Here is a 22,154-nt window from a genome sequence, read left to right as displayed (position 1 = left end):
CTTAATGCCCTGCAGGGCAGGTTGTGCAGCGATGCTGCTGCTCAAACTGGCTGAAGAAGTTATTGCCTTTGTCGTCTACCAGTACAAACGCAGGCAGATTTTCGACTTCCATCATCCAGACGGCTTCCATTCCCAGTTCAGGATACTCGAGGCAACGTAAGCTCTTCACATACTGCTGCGCCAACAGGGCTGCCGCGCCGCCGATGCTGCCGAGGTTGAATCCGCCATGCTTATGACAGGCATCAGTCACCTGCTTGCTGCGGTTGCCTTTGGACAACATAATCAAACTGCCGCCTGCGGCCTGGAACGCGTCCACGTAGCCATCCATACGACCGCCGGTCGTCGGGCCGAGTGAGCCGCAGGCCTTGTTCTCTGGTGTTTTTGCCGGGCCTGCGTAGTAGACGATATGGTGTTTCATGTACTCCGGCATGGGTTCGCCGTTGTCCAGGCGTTCTTTAATTTTGGCATGCGCGATATCGCGGGCAACGACGATTGGGCCATTCAGGGTCACTCGTGTACCAATCGGCAACGCAGAGAGGTCATGCAGGATCTCACGCAGAGGGCGATTAAGATCAAGGCGAACGGTCTGAGCGCTATTTTCTACGCGCTGAGAGTCAGGAATGTATTTGCCCGGATTGTGCTCCAGTTTTTCCAGCCAGATGCCGTGTTTGTTAATTTTCGCTTTAATGTTGCGATCGGCCGAGCAGGAGAGCGCCATTGCGATAGGGCAGGAACCGCCGTGACGTGGAAGACGAATGACGCGGATATCATGCGCGAAATATTTGCCGCCAAACTGTGCGCCGATGCCAAACTCGCGGCTGGCGTTGAGCAGTGTGGTTTCCAGCGCGGTGTCGCGGAATGCCTGACCCAGCTCGTTTCCGCTGGTGGGCAGGTTATCGTAGTATTTTGTCGAGGCCAGTTTCGCGACCTTCAGCGCCTGGTCGGCAGATAATCCACCCACCACAAACGCGATGTGGTACGGCGGGCAAGCAGCCGTTCCCAGCGACTTCATTTTTTCGATCAGGAAGTTCTTCAGTTTTTCGGGTTGCAGAATAGATTTGGTTTCTTGGTACAGCGCCGCTTTGTTGGCTGAACCACCGCCTTTGTTGACGAAAAGGAAACGGTATTCGCTGCCCGGCGTCGCGCTAATATCGATTTGTGCTGGCAGGTTGGTCTGGGTATTCACCTCGGTGTACATGTCCAGCGGGGCATTTTGCGAGTAGCGCAAATTATTCTCTGTGAAAGTGGTATAGACCCCTTTGCTTAACGCTTCGGCGTCATTGCAGCCCGTCCAGACATTTTGTCCTTTGCTCGCCACCACGGTTGCCGTGCCAGTATCCTGGCAGTTAGGCAGTACGCCTTTGGCGGAAACCTCAGCATTACGTAACAGCTGCAGAGCAACGTATTTATCATTACTGCTGGCCTGTGGGTCATGCAGAATACTGGCGATTTGTTTCAGATGTCCGGCGCGCAGGAAAAAAGAGGCTTCATAAAACGCCTGCTGAGCCAGCAATGTTAGCGCCTCTGGTGCGACTTTGATGACCTCTTCACCGTCTAACTCCGTTACTGAAATGTATTGATTACTCAGCAATTCGTATTCTGTATTATCTTTTTGTTGAAGAAACGGTTCTTGCCAGACAAATGGTTTAGACATGTTAACTTCTCACCTTGTGGTTATTTTGCCGGATGGCGGTGCATGCACCTTATCCGGCCTACGTGTTCGCTATCCGTTGTAGGCCGGATAAGACGCCGAAGCGTCGCCATCCGGCATTTTCTTACTGGCCTAAAAAGACGTTGGCCTGCGTCGCGTGAGCGACATCTTCGATCGTTTTCTGTGCGCGAACGCTGTTACCGGCTTGATCCAGCGGCGGAGAGTAAACGGCAATCGCGTACTCACCAGGGACAACGGCGACCATACCGCCGCCGACACCGCTTTTCGCCGGAATACCTACGGTGTACAGCCACTTGCCGCTGCCATCATAGAGACCGGCAATGGCCATTTCTGCCAGCACCTGCGGAACATACTTCTCGTTCAGCAACTGTTTGCCGTTGAAAGGTGATTTACCGTTGTTAGCAAGTACGGCACCCATTTTGGCGAGCTGCTCGACGTTGAGATCGACTGAACACTGACGGGTATAAATCTCGACAGCTTCATCGGTGTTACCGTAGAAGCTGTTGTACGACTCCATCAATTTCGCCAGCGCCTGGTTATGCTGGTTGGTGTCCATTTCCGATTTGAATACCGGTTGGTTGACGACCAGCTTCGCATCTGCCCAGTCATTCATGTAATTGAGAATTTTGTTCCAGCGTTCCGTTTTGTCTTTTGCTTCAATCAGACTAACGGTACTCATGGCGCCCGCGTTCACCAGCGGGTTTTCCGGTGCGCCCTGCGTCAGCTCAACTGCCAGACCGGAGTTGAACGGTAAACCGGTGGCATTGGCGCCGAGTTTATCCAGTACAACCTGCGTTCCATGCTGCTCCATCGCCAACGCCATTGTGAAGACCTTGCTCAGCGACTCCATTGGAAACGCTTTGCTGGAATCACCGACTTTGTAGATTTTTCCATCTACGGTCGCGATCGCGATACCGTAAAATTTCGGGCTGTAGGTTGCCAGTGCCGGGATGTAGTCAGCGACTTTTCCGTCGTTATTGTTTTTATATTTTTGATGCGCTTGCTCTATGATTTGGGCGTAATCCGGAGCGGGTTGAGCCCAAACGGCAGCACTGCAGAGTAAGCTTGCCGAAAACACACTGACGCTAAGAAGTTTTAGATTCATAAAGGATCCTGGTGAAGTTAGTGTTGGTGTTGTTGTTGGAAAAAAGGCCGACCGGAGTCGGCCCAGTGCATCTGGTTATAAAAAATTAGGAAAGAGCAGGTTCAGTAACCGGACGTTGTTCTGGGGCTTTACCACGGCAACCTTCACCGAAGTGTTCACCTTCCCAGCGGCTGATGATTGCAGAACCCATGGCGTTACTCATGACGTTGGTCGCGGAACGGCCCATGTCGAGGAACGGATCGACACCCATCAGCAAGATCAAACCTGCTTCAGGAATGTTGAACTGGTTGAGGGTTGCGGCAATAACCACCATTGACGCACGCGGTACGCCAGCCATGCCTTTTGACGTCAGCATCAGGATTAACAGCATGGTGATCTGCTCACCTATGCTCAGCTCGATGTTACAGGCCTGCGCGATGAATACGGTTGCAAACGAGCAGTAGGCCATGGAGCCGACCAGGTTAAAGGAGTAACCGATAGGCAGAACGAAACTGGCAATCTTGGAAGAGACGCCGAATTTTTCCAGTTTATCCAGCGTGCCAGGGAAGGCCGCTTCAGAGCTGGAAGTGGTGAAGGCCAGCAGGGCAGGTTCGAGGATAGATTTGGTCAGACGGCCGATGCACGGACCAACAATCATCGTCGACATACCAATCAGAATCGCCCACAGCATACTCAACGTCAGGTAGAACTCACCCATAAAGATACCGGCGCTGACCATCACGCCCAGACCGCGTTCAGCGATCAGTCCGGAGATGGCGGCAAACACGGTCAGTGGCGCAAACAGCATCACATAACCGGTCAGTTTCAGCATTACGTGTACCAGAGAATCGAGCACTTTGACGATCGGCTCACCTTTTTCTCCGATCGCTGCCAGGCTGCAACCGAGGAAGATGGAGAACACGACAATCTGCAGGATTTCGTTACGCGCCATCGCATCCACAATACTGGTAGGTACTGCGTGTGAGATGAAGACTTTCAGCGTGAACGGCTCAGACTTAACGGCGGCCACAGCACCAACGTCATGAGGCACAAAGTTAATGCCGACACCGGGTTGGAAGATGTTAACAATGACCAGACCCAGGGCAATAGAGATCAGGGACGCGAGAATGAAGAGGAAAAACGTTTTTGAGAATATACGTCCCAGTGTTTTCGCATCGCCCATTTTGGCAATACCTACCACGAGGGTAGAAATAACCAGAGGAGCGATAATCATTTTCACCATACGTAAAAATATGGTGGTGAAAATGGAAATGTGTTGTGAATACGACTTTGCTGTGTCAACAGATGCCATATTATTTATAGCCACCCCGGTAATCATCCCGAGTATCAGGCCTAATATGATCATCTTTGTTAAACTAATTTTCTTCATGTTTACTCCATCGGAAAATGGCTGGTAATTAATGTGTAGGGTTAGCAAACACCCGAGTGCATAAAAACGCTCAGGTGCTCGCCTGTTATGACCAACCGCATGAATTATGCGAAGTGCCGCGATACAGCAGAATCCAGCACTTCAATGGTTGTTGTTGTGTTATTTATTAAAAATCAAAATGGATACTGAGTAATGGCGCATGTTGCTGAGCACCATAAACATCATTGTCCCCCACATTTCCGGAGATAATATCGCGCGGCATGACGATTTTTACCGCGTTAGCTGGATCAAACCAGACAATGCGATGAATAAAGTCAGGCTCAACGTGATATAACTCAGCGATAAGCTGTGGTGTTAATTGCCCCGATTCTTTTACACGCTGATAATCTTCACGAGTTTTAAATAAAATATCTAAAACCAGTTCGTACGGTCCGGCGTTTTTGGAACGGATTACCTGCGCCAGTGAACAAATTGACTGTTTCATGCCTGGATTCCTTCTGGCGTCACCTGTTCGATGTGGAAATCAAAACGCAGTGCGTCGCTTGCCTCAATCAGATGGTAAATTGAGAACTCATACACCGGCCCACTTGGAATATCCGACGGTGAGAACGGGAAGGCGAGGTTGCCCGCCGTTGCAATGCGGTTTTCATAACCGTAATGCAGCAGGGTAGAGCGCACCAGCGAGCAAACGCTGTTGGCAATGTCCTGCGTCGGCGCAACCACATCCAACAAGATCCCCAGTTCGTGTCCGGCTGACTGCATGGGTTCATGGAGACCCATGACACCGTTTTTACCGTACAGATGGAACGTGATGCGGATGCTGTCATCATTCAGAGAGAGGTTGCTCGCCACGCTGGCTTTCACTTCTTCAAGAATGGTGTCAATGCCCGCGATCATGATCGGATCGCGTGTTCCGGCGATGGTCATGCAACGGAATCCGACCTGACGCGCGCCTTCCAGTTTCAGTGCGTAAGGTGTCTCTTCATGGCGTGAGCCGCTGACGTAGACTTCGCCCTCGTTCACAGCCTTAAAGCTACAGCCTTTCAGGTTCAGCACGCCGCCGGGACCTGGCAGGAAGTAGGGATCTGACTTCTCATACAGGGTATGGGCAGCGGCCGAGGTTTCGGTAAATTTACGCTTCGGATTAAATGTCTTCAGCGTGAAACCGTTGTCATCGATAATTCCCATCGCACAGTCTGAGCCGGAGCCAGGCGTTGCAGCAATGGCAGCACATTCAAGGATCTTCCCGCAGTGCAGAGCCAACCCTTCATCGAAACCTTGCATGATGGGCAGGGCGGCGAAGCAGACCGGGTCATATGCCCGTCCACCAAGAACAACCTGCGCACCGGCTTCCAGCGCACGCTGGAAAGGTTCGACACCCATTTGCGCGACGATGTAGGTGCTCGCGTCAATGGCTTCGTGAGTGAGTTCCGGCACGAAGTCGAGGGCGGTAATTTTCCCGTTATCCAACGCCTGATGAACGACGTCTTTTTCAACATCCGATGGGATTAACGCCATCGAGAAGGACAGCTTCTCTTCCTGCGCAATCTCCAGGATTATCTGGCGACACCATTCCAGATGCGGTGCCGCGCCGGATCCACCGGCAGTACCAATCACCACAGGAATATTGTTTTTCACGCCAGCGGTGATCATATACCGCAGATCGCGTTTAACGCCTGCCCGATCGGTAAACGGTTTACCGGCGCCCAGGTAGTGAGGGCCTGGATCGGAGGATCCCGCGTCAACAGCAATAAGATCCGGTGACTCTTCCATGGCTTTGCGAAAACTCTCTTCCGGGAAGCCATAACCCAGAATAGCCGTCGGCGATAAGATCTTAAATGTGCGAGCCATTTCTTAATCCTTTGTCTGCAACAACGCGATGGTACGGTTCATTTCGTTGAACACGATATTGAGACCTTCATCGAAGCCCATACCCGGTTTGATCAGCATACGCATTGGGCGTGCGGCCAGTGCGACATGCACACAGGTGCGGGCGCTGATCTCGGTTTCGTTGCAGGTACCGCCCTGATAGGCTTCCATTCCGTGCTTGTTGCAGTACAGCACTGCATCAACGATGTTGTGAATACCGCCCAGATCCGGGGTTTTAATCTGCACCATGTGGCAGCTGCCTGCATCGGTGAAGTCCACGATATCCTGGTAGGTGTTACACCATTCGTCGGCCACAATTTTCACGCCGGAACCCAGACGGGTCAGCTCTTTGGTGATTTCGGTCAACAGACGGATCTGATCCGGTTTGTTACCCGCATCGACCGGACCTTCAATGTACAGCGGCAGGCCCTGTGCTTCTTGCTCCAGGCTAGCGATATACGCAGCGCAGCGTACCGGGTCCATATCGAAAATCAGGCCAATCGTGCCGTACACATCGATATGCAGCGTCGGGTGGTAGTTCGGGCTGGTACGCAGGCTCAGGATGCGGTCAGACAACCAGCGCACGTACTCACGCAGTTTTTCGCCTTCAAGACCCAGTTTCTCTTCGACGTTGTTGATCAGCGCATGAGGCAGAACATCAACACCTTTGAGGATCATTTTGTCGACGGCGATATAACGGTCGTCGCCGCTCTGACCAAATAAAGGAATCGCTTCCGGAACACATGGCAGCTGCCATTCGTCGCAAACGACTTCTGTTTTCAGGCGACCGGATGCCAGCGCGGTGGCGTCCAGCAGTGCCTGAGACAGACCGTAACGTACTGCGGTATGCAGCAGTTGGCCGTCAATGCGTAACTGGTCGAAGAAGCGGGCGTTCGGCAGGAACGCATCCACATCGCGGCCTTCCAGCAGCGGTTTAATGTGGTCATTCAGGAATGGAATGAAATTTTCCGCCAGGAACAGAGGGTCACGACCGCCCGCACCAGAGTACTGCACCGCAGCGCAGTCACCGACGGCGACTGTACCGTTTTCCAGAATCAGCTGTACGGAGACACACTCACCGGCCTGACGGACGGAAGTAAAGCCAGGCGTTACCGGATCGCCGGTGTAAATGAACCCATCATGACCTGCACCATCTTTGATCGCCTGCTGATCGTCAAAATAAAATGAGGAGTAGCCAGCGGTGAAAAGGGCCTGTTTAATTTTCATTATGGTCTTCCTATTAATTTGCTGTGGGATACGGCGTTAATGTCATCGATAACCATCTGGAAGGAAGGTTTACGTCCTTCGAAATTCGCACGCTCTGCGACGTAGTCGTGGTGCAGGGCGAGAATGTCTTTCGGCAGCGGAACCGCACCGGCTTCGAGGATACGAATAGCGCCTGAGTTATCGCGTACCGGCAGGATTTTGCCTGCGTTACAGGAGGCCGGCGCGAAAGGCACGTCCAGAACACCTGCTTCAAAGGCCAGCACTGTGCCGCGCGCTATGTCGCCGTTGCCCAGTTCGAAGACTTTTTTCAGCACAGCGCGGACTTCGCTCTTGATCAGATCCACTTCCTGTTCCACGGCAGCGCACTGCGGGAATTTCTGGTCGTAGACCATGTTGAGCATCTGGCGAGAGGCTTTAAGCCCTTGCGCGTTTGCCGCAGCTGTCGGGATACCCCATGCTTCGTGCGGGCTCTTGGTGATCACTTTAGTGGCACCGGACATACCTGCGACCGCTGCACCCCAGGAGATGATGGCGAACGCTTTGGATTCATCTTCCGGGAAGCCGCCCATCCACTGGTGGAATACCGTACTCAGTTCGTAATCGTCGAAACCATAATTCTGGAAGTATTCGTGGGACAGTTCGCGCAGGGCCTGAATCGCTGCGATATCCTGCGTCAGGCTACCCACCTGGCCGTAACCGACGGTAATCGATTTAACGCCCTGTTCCAGCGCCAGCAGGCCTTCGATAATCGCCACTGAGTGGGACATAAACGGCGGGATCAGGGTGCCGGTCAGCGGGCCGAACGGTTCACGGTTGATACGAATACCGTGTTCTTCATACATCCCCATCATGCGGTCGCAGTACTGCCAGTCGCGGATGGATTTTTCCAGCGTGACGCGCTTGGCGTAAGGGATGTTGTAGGAAATACCGCCGCCTTCATAGCTGGTGAATCCACTGGCCATGGAGATTTCACCCAGCAGACGCGCATCCGGCGTACCGTGACGAATCTGCAGTGGTTTTTCCAGCGTTTCGGTCAGACGACGGCAGGCTGCAACCCCGTGGTTAACAACCGGTAATCCGTTCAGTTTTGACGTACCCGCTTCAATGGATTTTTGAATCCCGATCGCCGCTTCTTCATAGCGATTCAAACGGGTATACGCATCGATAGTGGTCGGCAGAAGGTCGCACTCTTGCTGCAATGTTTTGAGCAGTTCAATGTGCTCATCCATTAACGCAACGCCCGCGCGCGGCTGACTCAGGGTTTTACCTTCCTGATCGGCTTTCAGCAGTGCGTGAGAAAAGCGTTTACTCTCTGGAATAGTCTGTTGGTATTTAACGCCATCTTCAAAATTTTCGACGTCCTTGCCGGTATGCCAGGTCTTGATAACCTCGGCGCGCTCGGTCATGAATTCATCATGGGTTAACTTTTTATTTCGGAGTTCCATTCTTTGTAGCCTTATGTTTTATAGGGTTAAACATTGAATGCTGGTGCGAGCAGCGGCTTGCGGGTACAACCTGGCAACGTTAGCCAGTAGTGGAAGCAGGCCATAGGAATCGCGGTAATATTCGAACTGGTTCGGCAACAGGATCCTTCTGCCGTCGTCATCCAGTTCCCGGTATTTAAGCCAGTTGTGAATATCGAACTGGCTGGCGCGTGAGAGCCATCCGCCAGAACCGACGATTTTGCGTACGGTGGTGAGATCGCGACCCATCTGTAAGTCGACGTTTCCCACGCAGGTACAGACCTGTTTTTTGGTTCCGGCGTGTCGCTCGGCGGCGTAACCTACACAGAGTCCCGCCAGCAGGGTGTCGAAGTATTTTTCTTCTTCGTTGTGCGGCAGGTAATCCGGGTGTGCCACCAGGTGACGCAGATAGCCATAAAAGGCTTCCTGACGTGCCGGTTGTTGCGCAAATACGACATTCACCATTTCCTGGGTACTTTCACCCACCACGACGGCAGAGACGCGCATACCCAGATCGCCTTCAACGGTACGCTTGACGAAAGGTTCCGGTACGCCATGCAGTACGGTGTCAGGGGAGAGCGTGTTGGCGCTGGCTGAGTAGACATCCGTCGTGGCGCCGCCCATGTCGATCAACATGAACTCTTTCCACGCGCTGTCGTAATCGCTTATCGCTTTCACCAACTCAAAGACAGTCCAGGGCGTGGGCATCGGCTCTTCACCGGTCGCGTCCACAATGACGTCCAGTCCTTTGCCTTTCACGATGCGTGATAGAAACAGATCGCAAATGGCCTGACGGGCGGCATACGGATTTGGGTGATCGAGATCTGGCAGAATGTTGTCTACGATGGTCAGATCCTTCTGCGCCAAAATAGACTGTACTTCGTCCTGAATATCCCGGTTTCCGGCGTAAATAATGGCGCAGTTGACATTCGACTCAGCCAGCGCACGCGCATTCGCCAGGCCGTAGCTTTCTTCGCCACCATCCGTGCCGCCAGAAAACAGCAGGATGTCCGGCGGCGACGATTCCAGTGCCTGGATGTCATGCCGGTTGAGTTTGTACGAGTAATACTGCGCGATTTTTGCCCCCGCAGAGTGAGCGGTGACTTTCGCAGATTCCAGCGTAATAGACGGTACAAGCCCCATTGCGGCAACGGCGAGTCCACCTTTGGCCGATGAGGAATACTTCAACTGCACTTCACCACTTTTCAGTAACGGGCGAGCATCGGTAACATTTAGCACCTGATTCAGGCTGGCAAAAAAACCTTCTGCCAGATGATGCGTGGTGGTTGGCGTCAGGACGTGATTTACCAGGGTTAACGCGTCCCCTTCGTAATCGAAGAGGGCGGCCTTGGTCCACGTCGATCCGATATCGACAGAGACTGTTTGCATCAGATAGCCTCTTCGAGACAACGTTGTTCAACACCATTGCGCTGTTGAATATCATTGGTGATCAGTTGGCAGACATCTTCCAGATCGTGGCTTGGTGCGAAGACACGGTTAAAGCCCATATCTTTAAACTTCGCTTCTACCTCGGAGAAATCGTGCTTACCGACGACCAGGTTACCGCCGACATAGAGCAGAATTTCGCCGATGCCACGTTCGATGCAGCGCTCACGTAAACCGAGGCAGTCGATATCGCCGTGACCGTAAATAGATGACACCACAATTGCATCGGCACCGGTTTCGATCGCGGCGTCGATATATTCATCCTGGCTTACCATCACCCCCAGATTGATTACGCGAAAATCATGGTTAGTAAAAACGCGATCCAAAACTTTATTGCCTACCGCATGGCAGTCAGCACCAATGACGCCAATAACAAGTGTAGATTTTTTCATGAGTAATCCTCTGTAGGGCTGTTGGTAAAAAAGTAAGATTCGTTTTTAATATTTAGAACGCAGGTTGTCGTAACCTGTTAATAGCCCAGGAGTGTCTGTTTAAGCTAAAAATGAAGCAATTGATCTATTTTCAAAATATCCTTCTGAAAACGATTGTTTAGAATTTCGTTATTAAATAAAGCGTTTAATATCAGTGTGTTATGGTTGTTTTTTCAATGTGGTTTTTATTTAATTACAAAAACCATTAATTAACTCGGATGTCATCTTTGTGATCAAAATCTTATTTGAGGTGTATGAGATTATTTCGTTGCTTAAATATGAGTGAAGATGAAATTGTGAGGTGCATAACGGAATATAATACAATGAGGCGTTAAGCGTTTTGATTATTGTTAATAAAAAGATAAAAATGATAATAATTTGTTTTATCTGATTTGTGATCGATTATACTGTTTGTGGTCACTGTCATTTTATATTTGCGAGCTATGTATCATTCTCCAATGATAATAATCACGTGAGAGACAACTTAATGCTGTTTTCTGCGTGTGATCAAAGCAAATTTATCGTCGTCCGTTTTAAACGCGTTACGGCAATCGCTAATTGCCCTGCCATTTTTTTTAATCCACGGGAGACGTTCTTCGGCATCGACGTCGTCGGGCAGATTGCCCCTGGAAAGCGTCTGCCTTCGCCGCCTGAGGGTGACCTGCGCTGTGCATTAAAAATGGCGGAGGGTAGGGAAGAACGTCTCCTGCGTCTGTATCGTCCTTCTGAAATCGGTCTGTGACGCTATGGCTCCTTTTGCCAGAGCGATAATCGGCCGTGTGGAAACACGTATGGATGGACAGATTTGTTCCGTCAGTGGAGGAGGGGAAGTGAAGCAGAGGCGTTTCTGCCTGCTCAGTCATGAGTGTTCAACCAATAACTTGCATGAATAGCAAGCAATCAGACAAAAGCGATACCGGGTGCAGATTTGTTGTTAACAGAATAATAACGGCTCAGTGTTAATTAAAATGAGCGCAAAAGTAAAATTATTGTGATTGTTTTTTGTAATGAATTTCCGTTATGGAAAATAACCGTCAATTGACTACGCTAAAAAGTTAAGTCCGGGAACGGGTTAATCCCACGGATACGTTAATTAAATTACGGTTTTTTTATGCGTGCGCGCCTATTAGGTAATCGCGCGTTTCAATTTTGATACATGCGCGTAACATTGAATTTACTGAAGTTACCAGCAATACACATTGTTAACAGATTTTATGGATTTTGATATAAATCAAAGTTTAATACTTGGAAAAGCACACTAAAACGCGATAAATTGTCCATGATCAAATTGGTGAAAAAGTGATAAGTTCGCTATAAATTGATCACTGTCGAAAAACGTAAATCTAACTCAATAAAAACCTGTTTATTGTAAGGATTTTGCGGCGTAATATAATTGCGGGATCAATTTGAATTTTTTATTAACATGTTTGTAACCTTTCATCGTTGCTGTTTCCTCTCACGACAAAACAGTAACGAAGAAAGCGCGCAAATAAATTTGTATTGGGGCATGCGTGTGACCCTTTCTAACGGGGTTCACTCTCGGAGTCTTCATGCGATGAGCAAGGAGTCATGATGTTAGATATAGTCGAACTGTCGCGCTTACAGTTTGCCTTGACCGCGATGTACCACTTCCTGTTTGTGCCACTGACGCTCGGTATGGCGTTTTTGCTGGCCATTATGGAAACGGTCTACGTCCTTTCCGGCAAACAGATTTATAAAGATATGACCAAGTTCTGGGGCAAGTTGTTTGGGATCAACTTCGCTCTGGGTGTGGCAACCGGTCTGACCATGGAGTTCCAGTTCGGGACTAACTGGTCTTACTATTCTCACTATGTAGGGGATATCTTCGGTGCGCCGCTGGCGATCGAAGGTCTGATGGCCTTCTTCCTCGAATCTACCTTTGTAGGTCTGTTCTTCTTTGGTTGGGACCGCCTGGGTAAAGTCCAGCATATGTGCGTCACCTGGTTGGTGGCGTTGGGTTCAAACCTTTCCGCGTTGTGGATTCTGGTTGCGAACGGCTGGATGCAGAACCCAATTGCAGCGGATTTCAACTTTGAAACCATGCGCATGGAGATGCTGAGCTTCTCTGAGCTGGTGCTTAACCCGGTTGCACAGGTGAAATTTGTTCACACTGTCGCCTCTGGTTATGTTTGTGGCGCGATGTTCGTTCTGGGTATCAGCTCCTACTACATGCTGCGCGGCCGTGATTTCGCGTTCGCTAAACGCTCTTTTGCCATTGCTGCCAGCTTCGGTATGGCTGCCATTCTCTCTGTTATCGTTCTGGGTGATGAATCCGGTTACGAAATGGGTGATGTGCAGAAAACCAAACTCGCCGCTATTGAAGCAGAGTGGGAAACCCAGCCTGCACCGGCATCCTTTACGCTGTTCGGTATTCCGGACCAGGATGCGCAGGAAAACCATTTTGCGATTCAAATTCCTTACGCGCTGGGCATCATTGCCACCCGTTCTGTTGATACGCAGGTCATTGGTCTGAAAGACCTGATGGTGCAGCACGAAGAACGTATCCGTAACGGGATGAAAGCGTATCAGTTGCTGGAAGAACTGCGTGCTGGCTCAACCGATCAGGCCGTTCGTGACCAGTTCAACAGCATGAAGAAAGACCTGGGATATGGTCTGTTGCTGAAACGCTATACCGATAAGGTCACCGATGCGACCGAATCGCAAATTCAGCAGGCAACGAAAGATTCTATACCTCGCGTTGCTCCACTGTACTTTGCGTTCCGTATCATGGTGGCGTGCGGCATTCTGATGCTGGCGATTATCGCGGTCTCCTTCTGGACTGTTATTCGCAACCGTATCGGCGAGAAAAAATGGCTGCTGCGCACGGCGCTGTATGCAATTCCGCTGCCGTGGATTGCCATTGAGTCCGGTTGGTTCGTCGCTGAGTACGGTCGTCAACCGTGGGCAATTGGTGAAGTGTTACCGACAGCCGTGGCGAACTCTTCGCTGACTGCCGGCGATCTCATCTTCTCGATGCTGTTGATTTGCGGCCTGTACACCCTGTTCCTGGTGGCTGAACTGTACCTGATGTTCAAGTTCGCACGCCGTGGCCCGAGCAGCCTGAAAACCGGTCGTTATCACTACGAGCAGTCCACTGTGACTTCTCAGCCGGCACGCTAAGACAGGAGTCGTCAAATGATCGATTATGAAGTATTGCGTTTTATCTGGTGGCTGCTGGTTGGCATTCTGCTGATTGGTTTTGCGGTCACTGATGGCTTCGACATGGGGGTGGGCATGCTCACCCGTTTCCTCGGTCGTAATGATACCGAGCGTCGAATTATGATTAACTCCATCGCCCCACACTGGGACGGTAACCAGGTTTGGCTGATCACCGCGGGTGGCGCATTATTCGCTGCATGGCCGATGGTGTATGCCGCTGCGTTCTCCGGTTTCTATGTGGCGATGATCCTTGTACTGGCGTCATTGTTCTTCCGTCCGGTCGGTTTTGATTACCGCTCGAAGATCGAAGACATGCGCTGGCGCAACATGTGGGACTGGGGCATCTTCATCGGTAGCTTCGTTCCGCCGCTGGTAATTGGCGTGGCGTTCGGCAACCTGCTGCAAGGGGTTCCGTTCCACATGGATGAGTACATGCGTTTGTACTACACCGGTAACTTCTTCCAGTTGCTGAATCCGTTTGGTCTGCTGGCAGGTATCGTGAGCGTGGGGATGATCATTACTCAGGGCGCGACCTATCTGCAGATGCGTACCGTGGGTGAACTCCATCTGCGTGCACGTGCAACATCGCAGGTTGCGGCTCTGGTGACTCTGGTCTGCTTCGCTCTGGCGGGTGTCTGGGTGATATACGGTATTGACGGTTATGTTGTGACTTCCGCACTGGATCACCATGCCGCCTCTAACCCGATGATCAAAGAAGTGGCTCGAGAAGCTGGCGCATGGATGGTGAACTTTAACAATGCACCTATCCTGTGGTTGGTTCCGGCGCTCGGCGTGGTTCTGCCACTGTTGACCATCCTGACGTCTCGTATGGAGAAAGGGGCCTGGGCGTTCGTCTTCTCCTCACTGACGTTGGCCTGCATCATCCTGACCGCCGGTATTGCAATGTTCCCGTTTGTGATGCCGTCCAGCACGATGATGAACGCAAGTCTGACGATGTGGGATGCCACCTCCAGCCAGAGAACATTGAATCTGATGACCTGGGTTGCGGCGGTGTTTGTACCGATCATCCTGCTCTACACCGGCTGGTGTTACTGGAAGATGTTCGGTCGCATCACCAAAGAAGATATTGAACGCAACAGCCACTCTCTGTACTAAGTAAGGAGCTTAAAATGTGGTATTTCGCATGGATTTTGGGAACGCTTCTTGCCTGTGCATTTGGGATAATCACAGCGCTGGCGCTTGAGCACGTTGAAGCAGGCAAAGCCGGACAAGAAGAAAGCTGATGACCAACATTATCGCGATGTTATATGCGGTAATGGATAAGCGCCCCTTGCGGGCGCTTTCCTTTGTGCTGGCAATCGTGTTGGCTGGCTGCATATTCTGGGACCCATCACGCTTCGCAGCAAAAACCAGTGAGCTGGAAATCTGGCATGGTTTTCTGTTGATGTGGGCGGTCTGTGCAGGCGTGATTCACGGTGTGGGATTCCGTCCCCGCGCGGTTCACTGGCAGGGGCTTTTCTCGCCATTGATTGCCGATATTGTGCTTATCACCGGTCTGTTTTTCTTCTTCATTTGAATAAGAAACATCCTTAAATATTTATGGGCTTGCATAAGCCCATAATTTTTTACTCTCCCTTAACTTCCCCCCATTCCCAAGCCTCAATAGCGCGCGTATAGTAGCAACGTTTAAAATCTCTAACTTTTGTTGCATTACCGGGATGTAAAGTGAATACAACGCTATATACAACAGCATTCTCGATGCATCGTGGCGGCAAGTGCGCGAATCACCAGGCGCTGACTGGAGTCAGTGGCTGGAGTGAGTGGACAGAGCCAACAAAGAGGCAGCAGGAATGAATAAGTATATATTTCGATGGCCGGTTCGTGTCTACTATGAAGACACCGATGCCGGTGGTGTGGTTTACCACGCCAGTTACGTCGCTTTTTATGAAAGAGCACGCACAGAGATGCTGCGCCATCATCACTTCAGCCAACAGGTGTTGCTGGCTGAACGAGTCGCCTTTGTGGTTCGCAAAATGACCCTGGAATATTTTGCGCCAGCGCGACTTGACGATATGCTCGAAATCCAAACAGAAATTACGTCAATGCGTGGCACCTCTTTGGTATTCACGCAACGCATTGTCAACGCAGAGAACACTGTGCTGAATGAAGCAGAAGTTCTGATTGTTTGCGTTGATCCACTCAAAATGAAGCCTCGTGCGCTTCCCAAGTCTATTGTCGCGGAGTTTAAGCAGTGACTGACATGAATATCCTTGATTTGTTCCTGAAGGCAAGCCTTCTGGTTAAACTTATCATGTTGATTTTGATTGGTTTTTCGATCGCATCCTGGGCTATCATTATCCAGCGAACTCGTATTCTTAACGCGGCTGGGCGTGAAGCTGAAGCGTTCGAAGATAAATTCTGGTCCGGAATCGAACTGTCTCGCCTGTACCAGGAAAGTCAGGGGCGCCGTGATAGCCTGGCCGGTTCGGAGCAAATCTTTTACAGCGGGTTCAAAGAGTTTGTGCGACTGCATCGTGCGAACAATCATGCGCCAGAAGCGGTGGTTGAAGGGGCATCACGTGCGATGCGTATCTCGATGAACCGTGAACTGGAAACATTAGAGACGCATATTCCCTTCCTCGGTACGGTAGGGTCCATCAGTCCGTATATCGGTCTGTTTGGTACGGTCTGGGGGATTATGCACGCCTTTATCGCGCTGGGCGCGGTAAAACAGGCTACCCTGCAGATGGTTGCACCAGGTATCGCGGAAGCATTGATTGCAACGGCCATCGGTCTGTTTGCTGCTATTCCAGCCGTTATGGCCTACAACCGCCTGAATCAGCGCGTGAACAAACTGGAACTGAATTACGACAACTTTATGGAAGAGTTCACCGCGATCCTGCACCGCCAGGCATTTACCAGTAGCGAAAGCAACAAGGGGTAAGCCATGGCCAGAACGCGTGGACGAGGTCGTCGCGAACTTAAGTCCGAAATCAATATTGTACCGTTGCTCGACGTTCTGCTGGTGCTGTTGCTGATCTTTATGGCGACAGCGCCCATCATTACCCAGAGTGTGGAAGTCGATCTGCCGGATGCGACCGAGTCGCAGGCCGTTAGCAGCAATGACGAACCTCCGGTCATTATTGAAGTTTCCGGTATTGGGCAATACAGCGTGGTGGTTGAAAAAGATCGTATGGATCAGTTACCGCCAGAACAGGTTATTGCCGAGGCGAAGAGTCGCCTGGAGTCCAATCCGAAAACGGTCTTCTTAATCGGTGGCGCGAAAGATGTGCCTTACGATGAAATAATTAAAGCGCTGAACTTGTTACACAGTGCGGGCGTGAAATCGGTTGGCTTAATGACGCAGCCAATCTGAAGTCTGCGCCCCTCTGGCTTGCAATATAGCGAGTAACAGGCGAACAGTTTTTTGGGAACCGAGAGTGTCAAAGGCAACCGAACAAAACGACAAGCTCAAACGGGCGATAATTATTTCAGCGGTGCTGCATGTCATTTTATTTGCGGTACTGATCTGGAGTTCGTTCGATGAGCACATTGAGGCATCAGCAGGGGGCGGCGGTGGATCTTCCATTGACGCCGTCATGGTAGATCCTGGCGCTATTGTTCAACAGTACGATCGTCAGCAGCAGCAACAGGCGAGTGCGAAACGTGCTGAGCAACAGCGTGAAAAACAAGCGCAGCAGCAAGCCGAGGAGCTTCGTGAGAAACAGGCTGCTGAACAAGAGCGTTTGAAGCAACTTGAGAAAGAACGTTTAGCTGCGCAGGAAAAAGTGCGTGAGCAGACGGAGCAGCAAAAACAGGCTGAAGCCGCAGCGGCGAAAGCGCAGGAGCAACAGAAGCAGGCTGAGGAAGCGGCGGCGAAAGCAGCTGCCGACGCGAAGGCCAAGGCGGATGCTCAGGCGAAACAAGCCGCAGAAGCAGCGAAGAAAGCGGCCGCTGACGCACAGAAAAAAGCGGAGGCTGAAGCCGCCGCAAAAGCCGCTGCTGATGCGAAGAAAGTCGCCGAGGTGATGGCGGCTAAAGCTGCCGCTGATGCTGCGAAAAAAGCACAGGCAGAAGCTGCTAAGCAAGCACAGGCAGAGAAGGCTGCCGCTGAGAAAGCTGAAAAAGCAGCTGCTGCGAAAGCTGCCGCGGCTGAAAAAGCCGCAGCCGATAAGAAAGCGGCTGCAGAAAAAGCCGCAGCGGACAAAAAAGCCGCGGCTGAGAAGGCTGCCGCAGATAAAAAAGCTGCAGCCGATAAGAAAGCAGCAGCAGATAAAGCCGCTGCCGCTAAAAAAGCGGCGGCTGAAAAAGCTGCAGCAGCTTCCGGTGTCGACGATCTGCTGGGCGATTTAAGCTCTGGTAAGAATGCGCCGAAATCCGGCGGCGGGGCGAAAGGCAGCAATGCTTCCCCTGCCGGAAGTGGTAATACTAAAAATAATGGCGCATCAGGTGCGGATATCAGCAACTATGCCGGGCAGATTAAAACTGCCATTGAAAGTAAGTTTTATGACGCTTCGTCCTATGCAGGGAAAACCTGTACGCTGCGCATAAAACTGGCTTCCGACGGCATGTTACTGGATATTCAGTCTGAAGGTGGCGATCCCGCGCTTTGTCAGGCTGCGCTTGCAGCAGCTAAACTTGCGAAGATCCCGAAACCGCCAAGCCAGGCAGTATATGAAGTGTTCAAAAACGCACCATTGGACTTCAAACCGTAATCGCGATGTTGGCCGTCACATCGGTCAACATCAGACACCGGTTGTCGCTGGGTTCTGGTAGTTTTGTGTATTTGAGTTTGTTAACATTCTGCTAAATTATCGTGGGCTATCTGTCCAGATAAGGGAGATATGATGAAGCAGGCATTACGAGTAGCATTTGGTTTTCTCATACTGTGGGCGTCGGTTCTGCACGCTGAAGTCCGCATTGTGATCGACAGTGGTGTAGATTCCGGTCGTCCTATTGGCGTTGTTCCGTTCCAGTGGGCGGGGCCGGGCGCGGCTCCTGAAGATATCGGTGGTATCGTGGGCGCTGACCTGCGCAACAGCGGTAAATTTAATCCGCTAGACCGTTCTCGTCTGCCTCAGCAGCCGGGTACCGCTCAGGAAGTTCAGCCTGCGGCATGGTCTGCTCTGGGTATTGACGCTGTCGTGGTCGGCCAGGTAACGCCGAATCCGGACGGTTCTTACAACGTTGCGTATCAACTGGTTGATACCGGCGGTGCACCGGGTACCGTTCTGGCTCAGAACTCTTACAAAGTGAACAAGCAGTGGCTGCGTTATGCTGGTCATACTGCAAGTGACGAAGTGTTCGAAAAACTGACCGGTATTAAGGGCGCGTTCCGTACCCGTATCGCTTATGTGGTTCAGACCAATGGCGGTCAGTTCCCGTATGAACTGCGCGTATCGGACTACGATGGCTACAACCAGTTCGTGGTTCACCGTTCTCCGCAACCGTTGATGTCTCCGGCATGGTCTCCGGACGGTTCCAAACTGGCATACGTTACCTTTGAAAGCGGCCGTTCTGCGCTGGTCATCCAGACGCTGTCTAACGGTGCGGTTCGCCAGGTTGCCTCTTTCCCGCGTCACAACGGTGCGCCGGCATTCTCTCCGGACGGCAGCAAACTGGCGTTTGCTTTGTCTAAAACCGGTAGTCTGAACCTGTATGTAATGGACATTGGCTCTGGCCAGATCCGCCAGGTGACGGACGGTCGCAGCAACAACACTGAACCAACCTGGTTCCCGGACAGCCAGAATCTGGCATTTACCTCTGACCAGGCCGGTCGTCCGCAGGTGTATAAAGTCAATGTCAACGGCGGTGCTCCGCAACGTATTACCTGGGAAGGATCGCAAAACCAGGATTCTGATGTGAGCAGCGACGGTAAATTTATGGTAATGGTAAGCTCAAATAGTGGGCAACAACACATTGCCAAACAAGATCTGGTAGCGGGTGGCGTACAAGTTCTGTCGTCAACGTTCCTGGATGAAACGCCAAGTCTGGCACCTAACGGCACTATGGTAATCTACAGCTCTTCTCAGGGGATGGGATCCGTGCTGAATTTGGTTTCTACAGATGGGCGTTTCAAGGCGCGTCTTCCGGCAACTGATGGTCAGGTTAAATTCCCTGCCTGGTCGCCGTATCTGTGATAATAAATAATTGATTAATAAAGGAATCATTGAAATGCAACTGAACAAAGTGCTGAAGGGGCTGATGATCGCTCTGCCTGTTATGGCAATCGCGGCATGTTCTTCTAACAAGAACGCCAGCAATGACGGCAGCGAAGGCATGATGGGTGCTGGCACTGGTATGGATGCTAATGGCAGCGGCAACATGTCCTCCGAAGAGCAAGCGCGTCTGCAGATGCAACAGCTGCAGCAGAACAACATCGTTTACTTCGATCTGGACAAGTACGATATCCGTTCTGATTTCGCTGCAATGCTGGATGCGCACGCAAACTTCCTGCGTAGCAACCCGTCTTACAAAGTCACCGTAGAAGGTCACGCGGACGAACGTGGTACTCCTGAGTACAACATCTCCCTGGGCGAACGTCGTGCTAACGCCGTGAAAATGTACCTGCAGGGTAAAGGCGTTTCTGCTGACCAGATCTCCATCGTTTCTTACGGTAAAGAAAAACCTGCAGTACTGGGTCATGACGAAGCGGCTTACTCCAAAAACCGTCGTGCCGTACTGGTTTACTAAGAGAATGACATGAGCAGTAACTTCAGACATCACCTGTTGAGTCTGTCGTTACTGGTTGGCATAGCGGCCCCCTGGGCCGCTTTTGCTCAGGCGCCAATCAGTAGTGTCGGCTCTGGCTCGGTCGAAGACCGCGTCACTCAACTCGAGCGTATTTCTAATGCTCATAGCCAGCTTTTAACCCAACTCCAGCAACAACTTTCCGATAATCAGACTGATATTGATTCCCTGCGTGGCCAAATTCAGGAAAGCCAGTATCAACTGAATCAGGTCGTTGAGCGTCAGAAGCAGATCCTGTTACAGATAGACAGTCTGAGCAGCGGTAGCGCCGCAGCGCAGCCTGCAGCTGGCGATCAAAGTGGTGCGGCAACGACTACGCCAGCACCAGCTCCTGATGCTGGAGCAGCAACGTCAGGCGCGCCCGCGTCAAGCGGAGACGCGAATACGGATTACAACGCAGCAATTGCCCTGGTGCATGATAACGCGCGTCAGGACGACGCGATTGTGGCGTTTCAGAACTTCATCAAACAATACCCGGACTCAACGTACCAGCCGAATGCCAATTACTGGCTGGGGCAGTTGAATTACAACAAGGGTAAAAAAGATGATGCAGCGTTCTATTTTGCCTCGGTAGTGAAAAACTATCCGAAGTCTCCGAAGGCTGCTGATGCGATGTTTAAAGTCGGCGTCATCATGCAGGACAAAGGCGATACAGCAAAAGCCAAAGCCGTTTACCAGCAGGTCATCACGAAATACCCTGGTACCGATGGCGCGAAACAAGCGCAAAAACGTCTCAGCGCGATGTAATGCACACCATGCGACCAGAAATCGCGTTATTTCTGGTCGTGTCGTGTGATTCCTAAGCAGTTGAGTGATCTATATCGAAATTTTTGTTGCGCTGAAATCTGAAATCAGTAATATATGCCGCCGTTGCCACGGGATATCAAACAAACCAAAAGCAGCGCAAAAGTGGGTCGTTAGCTCAGTTGGTAGAGCAGTTGACTTTTAATCAATTGGTCGCAGGTTCGAATCCTGCACGACCCACCACTAAATCAGTTAGTAAGCAGTATCCAGCGTAGTATCGGGTGATTAGCTCAGCTGGGAGAGCACCTCCCTTACAAGGAGGGGGTCGGCGGTTCGATCCCGTCATCACCCACCACTCGGGTCGTTAGCTCAGTTGGTAGAGCAGTTGACTTTTAATCAATTGGTCGCAGGTTCGAATCCTGCACGACCCACCAATTTTAACATCGAACTCAGATGTTAAGCGTGAAGGATAACGTTGCATCAGCAACGGCCCGTAGGGCGAGGCGAAGCCGAGTCATCCTGCACGACCCACCAATTTTAAATTGGTAACCGAGTAAAATATTTCAGGTAACACCCGAATGGGGCGTTAGCTCAGTTGGTAGAGCAGTTGACTTTTAATCAATTGGTCGCAGGTTCGAATCCTGCACGCCCCACCAATATCGAGGTGGGTTCCTGAAAAAGAATTAAAGTAGTAAACCCCATATGGGGGCGTTAGCTCAGTTGGTAGAGCAGTTGACTTTTAATCAATTGGTCGCAGGTTCGAATCCTGCACGCCCCACCAGTGTAAAAAGGCGCCCTAAAGGCGCCTTTTTGCTATCTACGATTTAGACGATTCGAACCTGCAGCAGGTTCGGGTCTCACTGAAGTGGTTTAATAGTTTTAGACACGCTCAGAGGTTATATATTACATAACTGATGAGGTGAAAAATGAATTCACG

Annotated in this window: 20 protein-coding genes and 5 tRNA genes; 16 read left to right on the top strand and 9 right to left on the bottom strand. The window is 51.2% G+C overall.

Going from position 1 to position 22,154, the window contains the following annotated elements:
* Nucleotide 1 precedes the first annotated feature (1 nt).
* The 9 genes from AC07UY_RS02425 to glmS form a co-directional block, all read right to left on the bottom strand.
* Nucleotides 2-1,654: a class I fumarate hydratase gene (locus AC07UY_RS02425; RefSeq protein WP_494659380.1), complete on the bottom strand. Its 1,653-nt coding sequence runs from the start codon at nucleotides 1,652-1,654 to the stop codon at nucleotides 2-4.
* Between the two features lie 121 nt (nucleotides 1,655-1,775).
* On the bottom strand, nucleotides 1,776-2,777 hold the full coding sequence (gene glsA / locus AC07UY_RS02420) for a glutaminase A (protein ID WP_203358454.1): 1,002 nt from the start codon (nucleotides 2,775-2,777) through the stop codon (nucleotides 1,776-1,778).
* An 85-nt stretch (nucleotides 2,778-2,862) separates the two neighbouring features.
* Entirely contained in the window at nucleotides 2,863-4,146 is a 1,284-nt protein-coding gene (locus tag AC07UY_RS02415; protein WP_494659381.1) for a dicarboxylate/amino acid:cation symporter, read from the bottom strand.
* Between the two features lie 166 nt (nucleotides 4,147-4,312).
* Entirely contained in the window at nucleotides 4,313-4,630 is a 318-nt protein-coding gene (locus tag AC07UY_RS02410; RefSeq protein ID WP_162382520.1) for a DUF4387 domain-containing protein, read from the bottom strand.
* Complete coding sequence (locus AC07UY_RS02405) at nucleotides 4,627-5,997, bottom strand: acyclic terpene utilization AtuA family protein (protein WP_192611599.1); 1,371 nt, start codon at nucleotides 5,995-5,997, stop codon at nucleotides 4,627-4,629. Before AC07UY_RS02405 ends, AC07UY_RS02410 begins: the two co-directional genes overlap by 4 nt.
* A 3-nt stretch (nucleotides 5,998-6,000) precedes the next feature.
* Complete coding sequence (locus AC07UY_RS02400; protein ID WP_203358452.1) at nucleotides 6,001-7,242, bottom strand: methylaspartate ammonia-lyase; 1,242 nt, start codon at nucleotides 7,240-7,242, stop codon at nucleotides 6,001-6,003.
* Nucleotides 7,242-8,687 (bottom strand): methylaspartate mutase subunit E, encoded by a 1,446-nt coding sequence (locus AC07UY_RS02395; protein ID WP_203358451.1) that lies wholly within the window; start codon nucleotides 8,685-8,687, stop codon nucleotides 7,242-7,244. The genes AC07UY_RS02400 and AC07UY_RS02395 overlap by 1 nt, the downstream gene beginning before the upstream one ends.
* A gap of 18 nt (nucleotides 8,688-8,705) precedes the next feature.
* On the bottom strand, nucleotides 8,706-10,094 hold the full coding sequence (glmL, locus tag AC07UY_RS02390; protein ID WP_203358450.1) for a methylaspartate mutase accessory protein GlmL: 1,389 nt from the start codon (nucleotides 10,092-10,094) through the stop codon (nucleotides 8,706-8,708).
* Nucleotides 10,094-10,543, bottom strand: coding sequence for a methylaspartate mutase subunit S (gene glmS / locus AC07UY_RS02385; RefSeq protein ID WP_192611603.1), 450 nt, complete (start codon nucleotides 10,541-10,543; stop codon nucleotides 10,094-10,096). Before glmS ends, glmL begins: the two co-directional genes overlap by 1 nt.
* A 1,611-nt stretch (nucleotides 10,544-12,154) precedes the next feature.
* Between glmS and cydA the strand changes: the two genes are divergently transcribed.
* The 16 genes from cydA to AC07UY_RS02305 all read left to right on the top strand — a co-directional run bounded on the left by cydA (nucleotide 12,155) and on the right by AC07UY_RS02305 (nucleotide 21,998).
* Nucleotides 12,155-13,723 carry a cytochrome ubiquinol oxidase subunit I gene (gene cydA / locus AC07UY_RS02380; RefSeq protein ID WP_162383430.1) on the top strand — a complete coding sequence of 523 codons (1,569 nt, stop codon included), beginning with the start codon at nucleotides 12,155-12,157 and terminating at the stop codon, nucleotides 13,721-13,723.
* 15 nt (nucleotides 13,724-13,738) lie between these two features.
* Nucleotides 13,739-14,878: a cytochrome d ubiquinol oxidase subunit II gene (gene cydB, locus AC07UY_RS02375; RefSeq protein ID WP_203358449.1), complete on the top strand. Its 1,140-nt coding sequence runs from the start codon at nucleotides 13,739-13,741 to the stop codon at nucleotides 14,876-14,878.
* 14 nt (nucleotides 14,879-14,892) lie between these two features.
* Nucleotides 14,893-15,006 (top strand): cytochrome bd-I oxidase subunit CydX, encoded by a 114-nt coding sequence (gene cydX, locus AC07UY_RS02370; RefSeq protein ID WP_071828905.1) that lies wholly within the window; start codon nucleotides 14,893-14,895, stop codon nucleotides 15,004-15,006.
* Nucleotides 15,006-15,299 carry a cyd operon protein YbgE gene (ybgE, locus tag AC07UY_RS02365; RefSeq protein WP_203358448.1) on the top strand — a complete coding sequence of 98 codons (294 nt, stop codon included), beginning with the start codon at nucleotides 15,006-15,008 and terminating at the stop codon, nucleotides 15,297-15,299. Before cydX ends, ybgE begins: the two co-directional genes overlap by 1 nt.
* 274 nt (nucleotides 15,300-15,573) lie before the next feature.
* Nucleotides 15,574-15,978 carry a tol-pal system-associated acyl-CoA thioesterase gene (ybgC, locus tag AC07UY_RS02360; protein WP_192611606.1) on the top strand — a complete coding sequence of 135 codons (405 nt, stop codon included), beginning with the start codon at nucleotides 15,574-15,576 and terminating at the stop codon, nucleotides 15,976-15,978.
* Complete coding sequence (gene tolQ / locus AC07UY_RS02355; RefSeq protein ID WP_203358447.1) at nucleotides 15,975-16,667, top strand: Tol-Pal system protein TolQ; 693 nt, start codon at nucleotides 15,975-15,977, stop codon at nucleotides 16,665-16,667. The genes ybgC and tolQ overlap by 4 nt, the downstream gene beginning before the upstream one ends.
* 3 nt (nucleotides 16,668-16,670) lie before the next feature.
* Nucleotides 16,671-17,099, top strand: a complete 429-nt coding sequence (tolR, locus tag AC07UY_RS02350; RefSeq protein WP_192611607.1) for a colicin uptake protein TolR — start codon at nucleotides 16,671-16,673, stop codon at nucleotides 17,097-17,099.
* 64 nt (nucleotides 17,100-17,163) lie between these two features.
* Nucleotides 17,164-18,438 carry a cell envelope integrity protein TolA gene (tolA, locus tag AC07UY_RS02345; RefSeq protein WP_203358446.1) on the top strand — a complete coding sequence of 425 codons (1,275 nt, stop codon included), beginning with the start codon at nucleotides 17,164-17,166 and terminating at the stop codon, nucleotides 18,436-18,438.
* A 132-nt stretch (nucleotides 18,439-18,570) separates the two neighbouring features.
* Entirely contained in the window at nucleotides 18,571-19,863 is a 1,293-nt protein-coding gene (gene tolB, locus AC07UY_RS02340) for a Tol-Pal system beta propeller repeat protein TolB (protein WP_192611609.1), read from the top strand.
* 34 nt (nucleotides 19,864-19,897) lie between these two features.
* Nucleotides 19,898-20,416, top strand: a complete 519-nt coding sequence (pal, locus tag AC07UY_RS02335; RefSeq protein ID WP_162383422.1) for a peptidoglycan-associated lipoprotein Pal — start codon at nucleotides 19,898-19,900, stop codon at nucleotides 20,414-20,416.
* A gap of 9 nt (nucleotides 20,417-20,425) precedes the next feature.
* Nucleotides 20,426-21,220: a cell division protein CpoB gene (gene cpoB, locus AC07UY_RS02330; protein ID WP_494659382.1), complete on the top strand. Its 795-nt coding sequence runs from the start codon at nucleotides 20,426-20,428 to the stop codon at nucleotides 21,218-21,220.
* Nucleotides 21,221-21,384: 164 nt separating this feature from the next.
* Nucleotides 21,385-21,460, top strand: a tRNA-Lys gene (locus tag AC07UY_RS02325).
* 36 nt (nucleotides 21,461-21,496) lie between these two features.
* A tRNA-Val gene (locus tag AC07UY_RS02320) sits at nucleotides 21,497-21,572 on the top strand.
* A 3-nt stretch (nucleotides 21,573-21,575) separates the two neighbouring features.
* A tRNA-Lys gene (locus AC07UY_RS02315) sits at nucleotides 21,576-21,651 on the top strand.
* A 146-nt stretch (nucleotides 21,652-21,797) separates the two neighbouring features.
* Nucleotides 21,798-21,873, top strand: a tRNA-Lys gene (locus tag AC07UY_RS02310).
* 49 nt (nucleotides 21,874-21,922) lie between these two features.
* Nucleotides 21,923-21,998 (top strand) — tRNA-Lys (locus AC07UY_RS02305).
* Nucleotides 21,999-22,154 lie beyond the last annotated feature (156 nt).

The organism is Citrobacter sp. GW821-FHT02E08 (assembly GCF_059421685.1).
The sequence above is the reverse complement of the archived record's forward strand: the minus strand, read 5'-3'. Positions and strand labels throughout refer to the sequence as shown.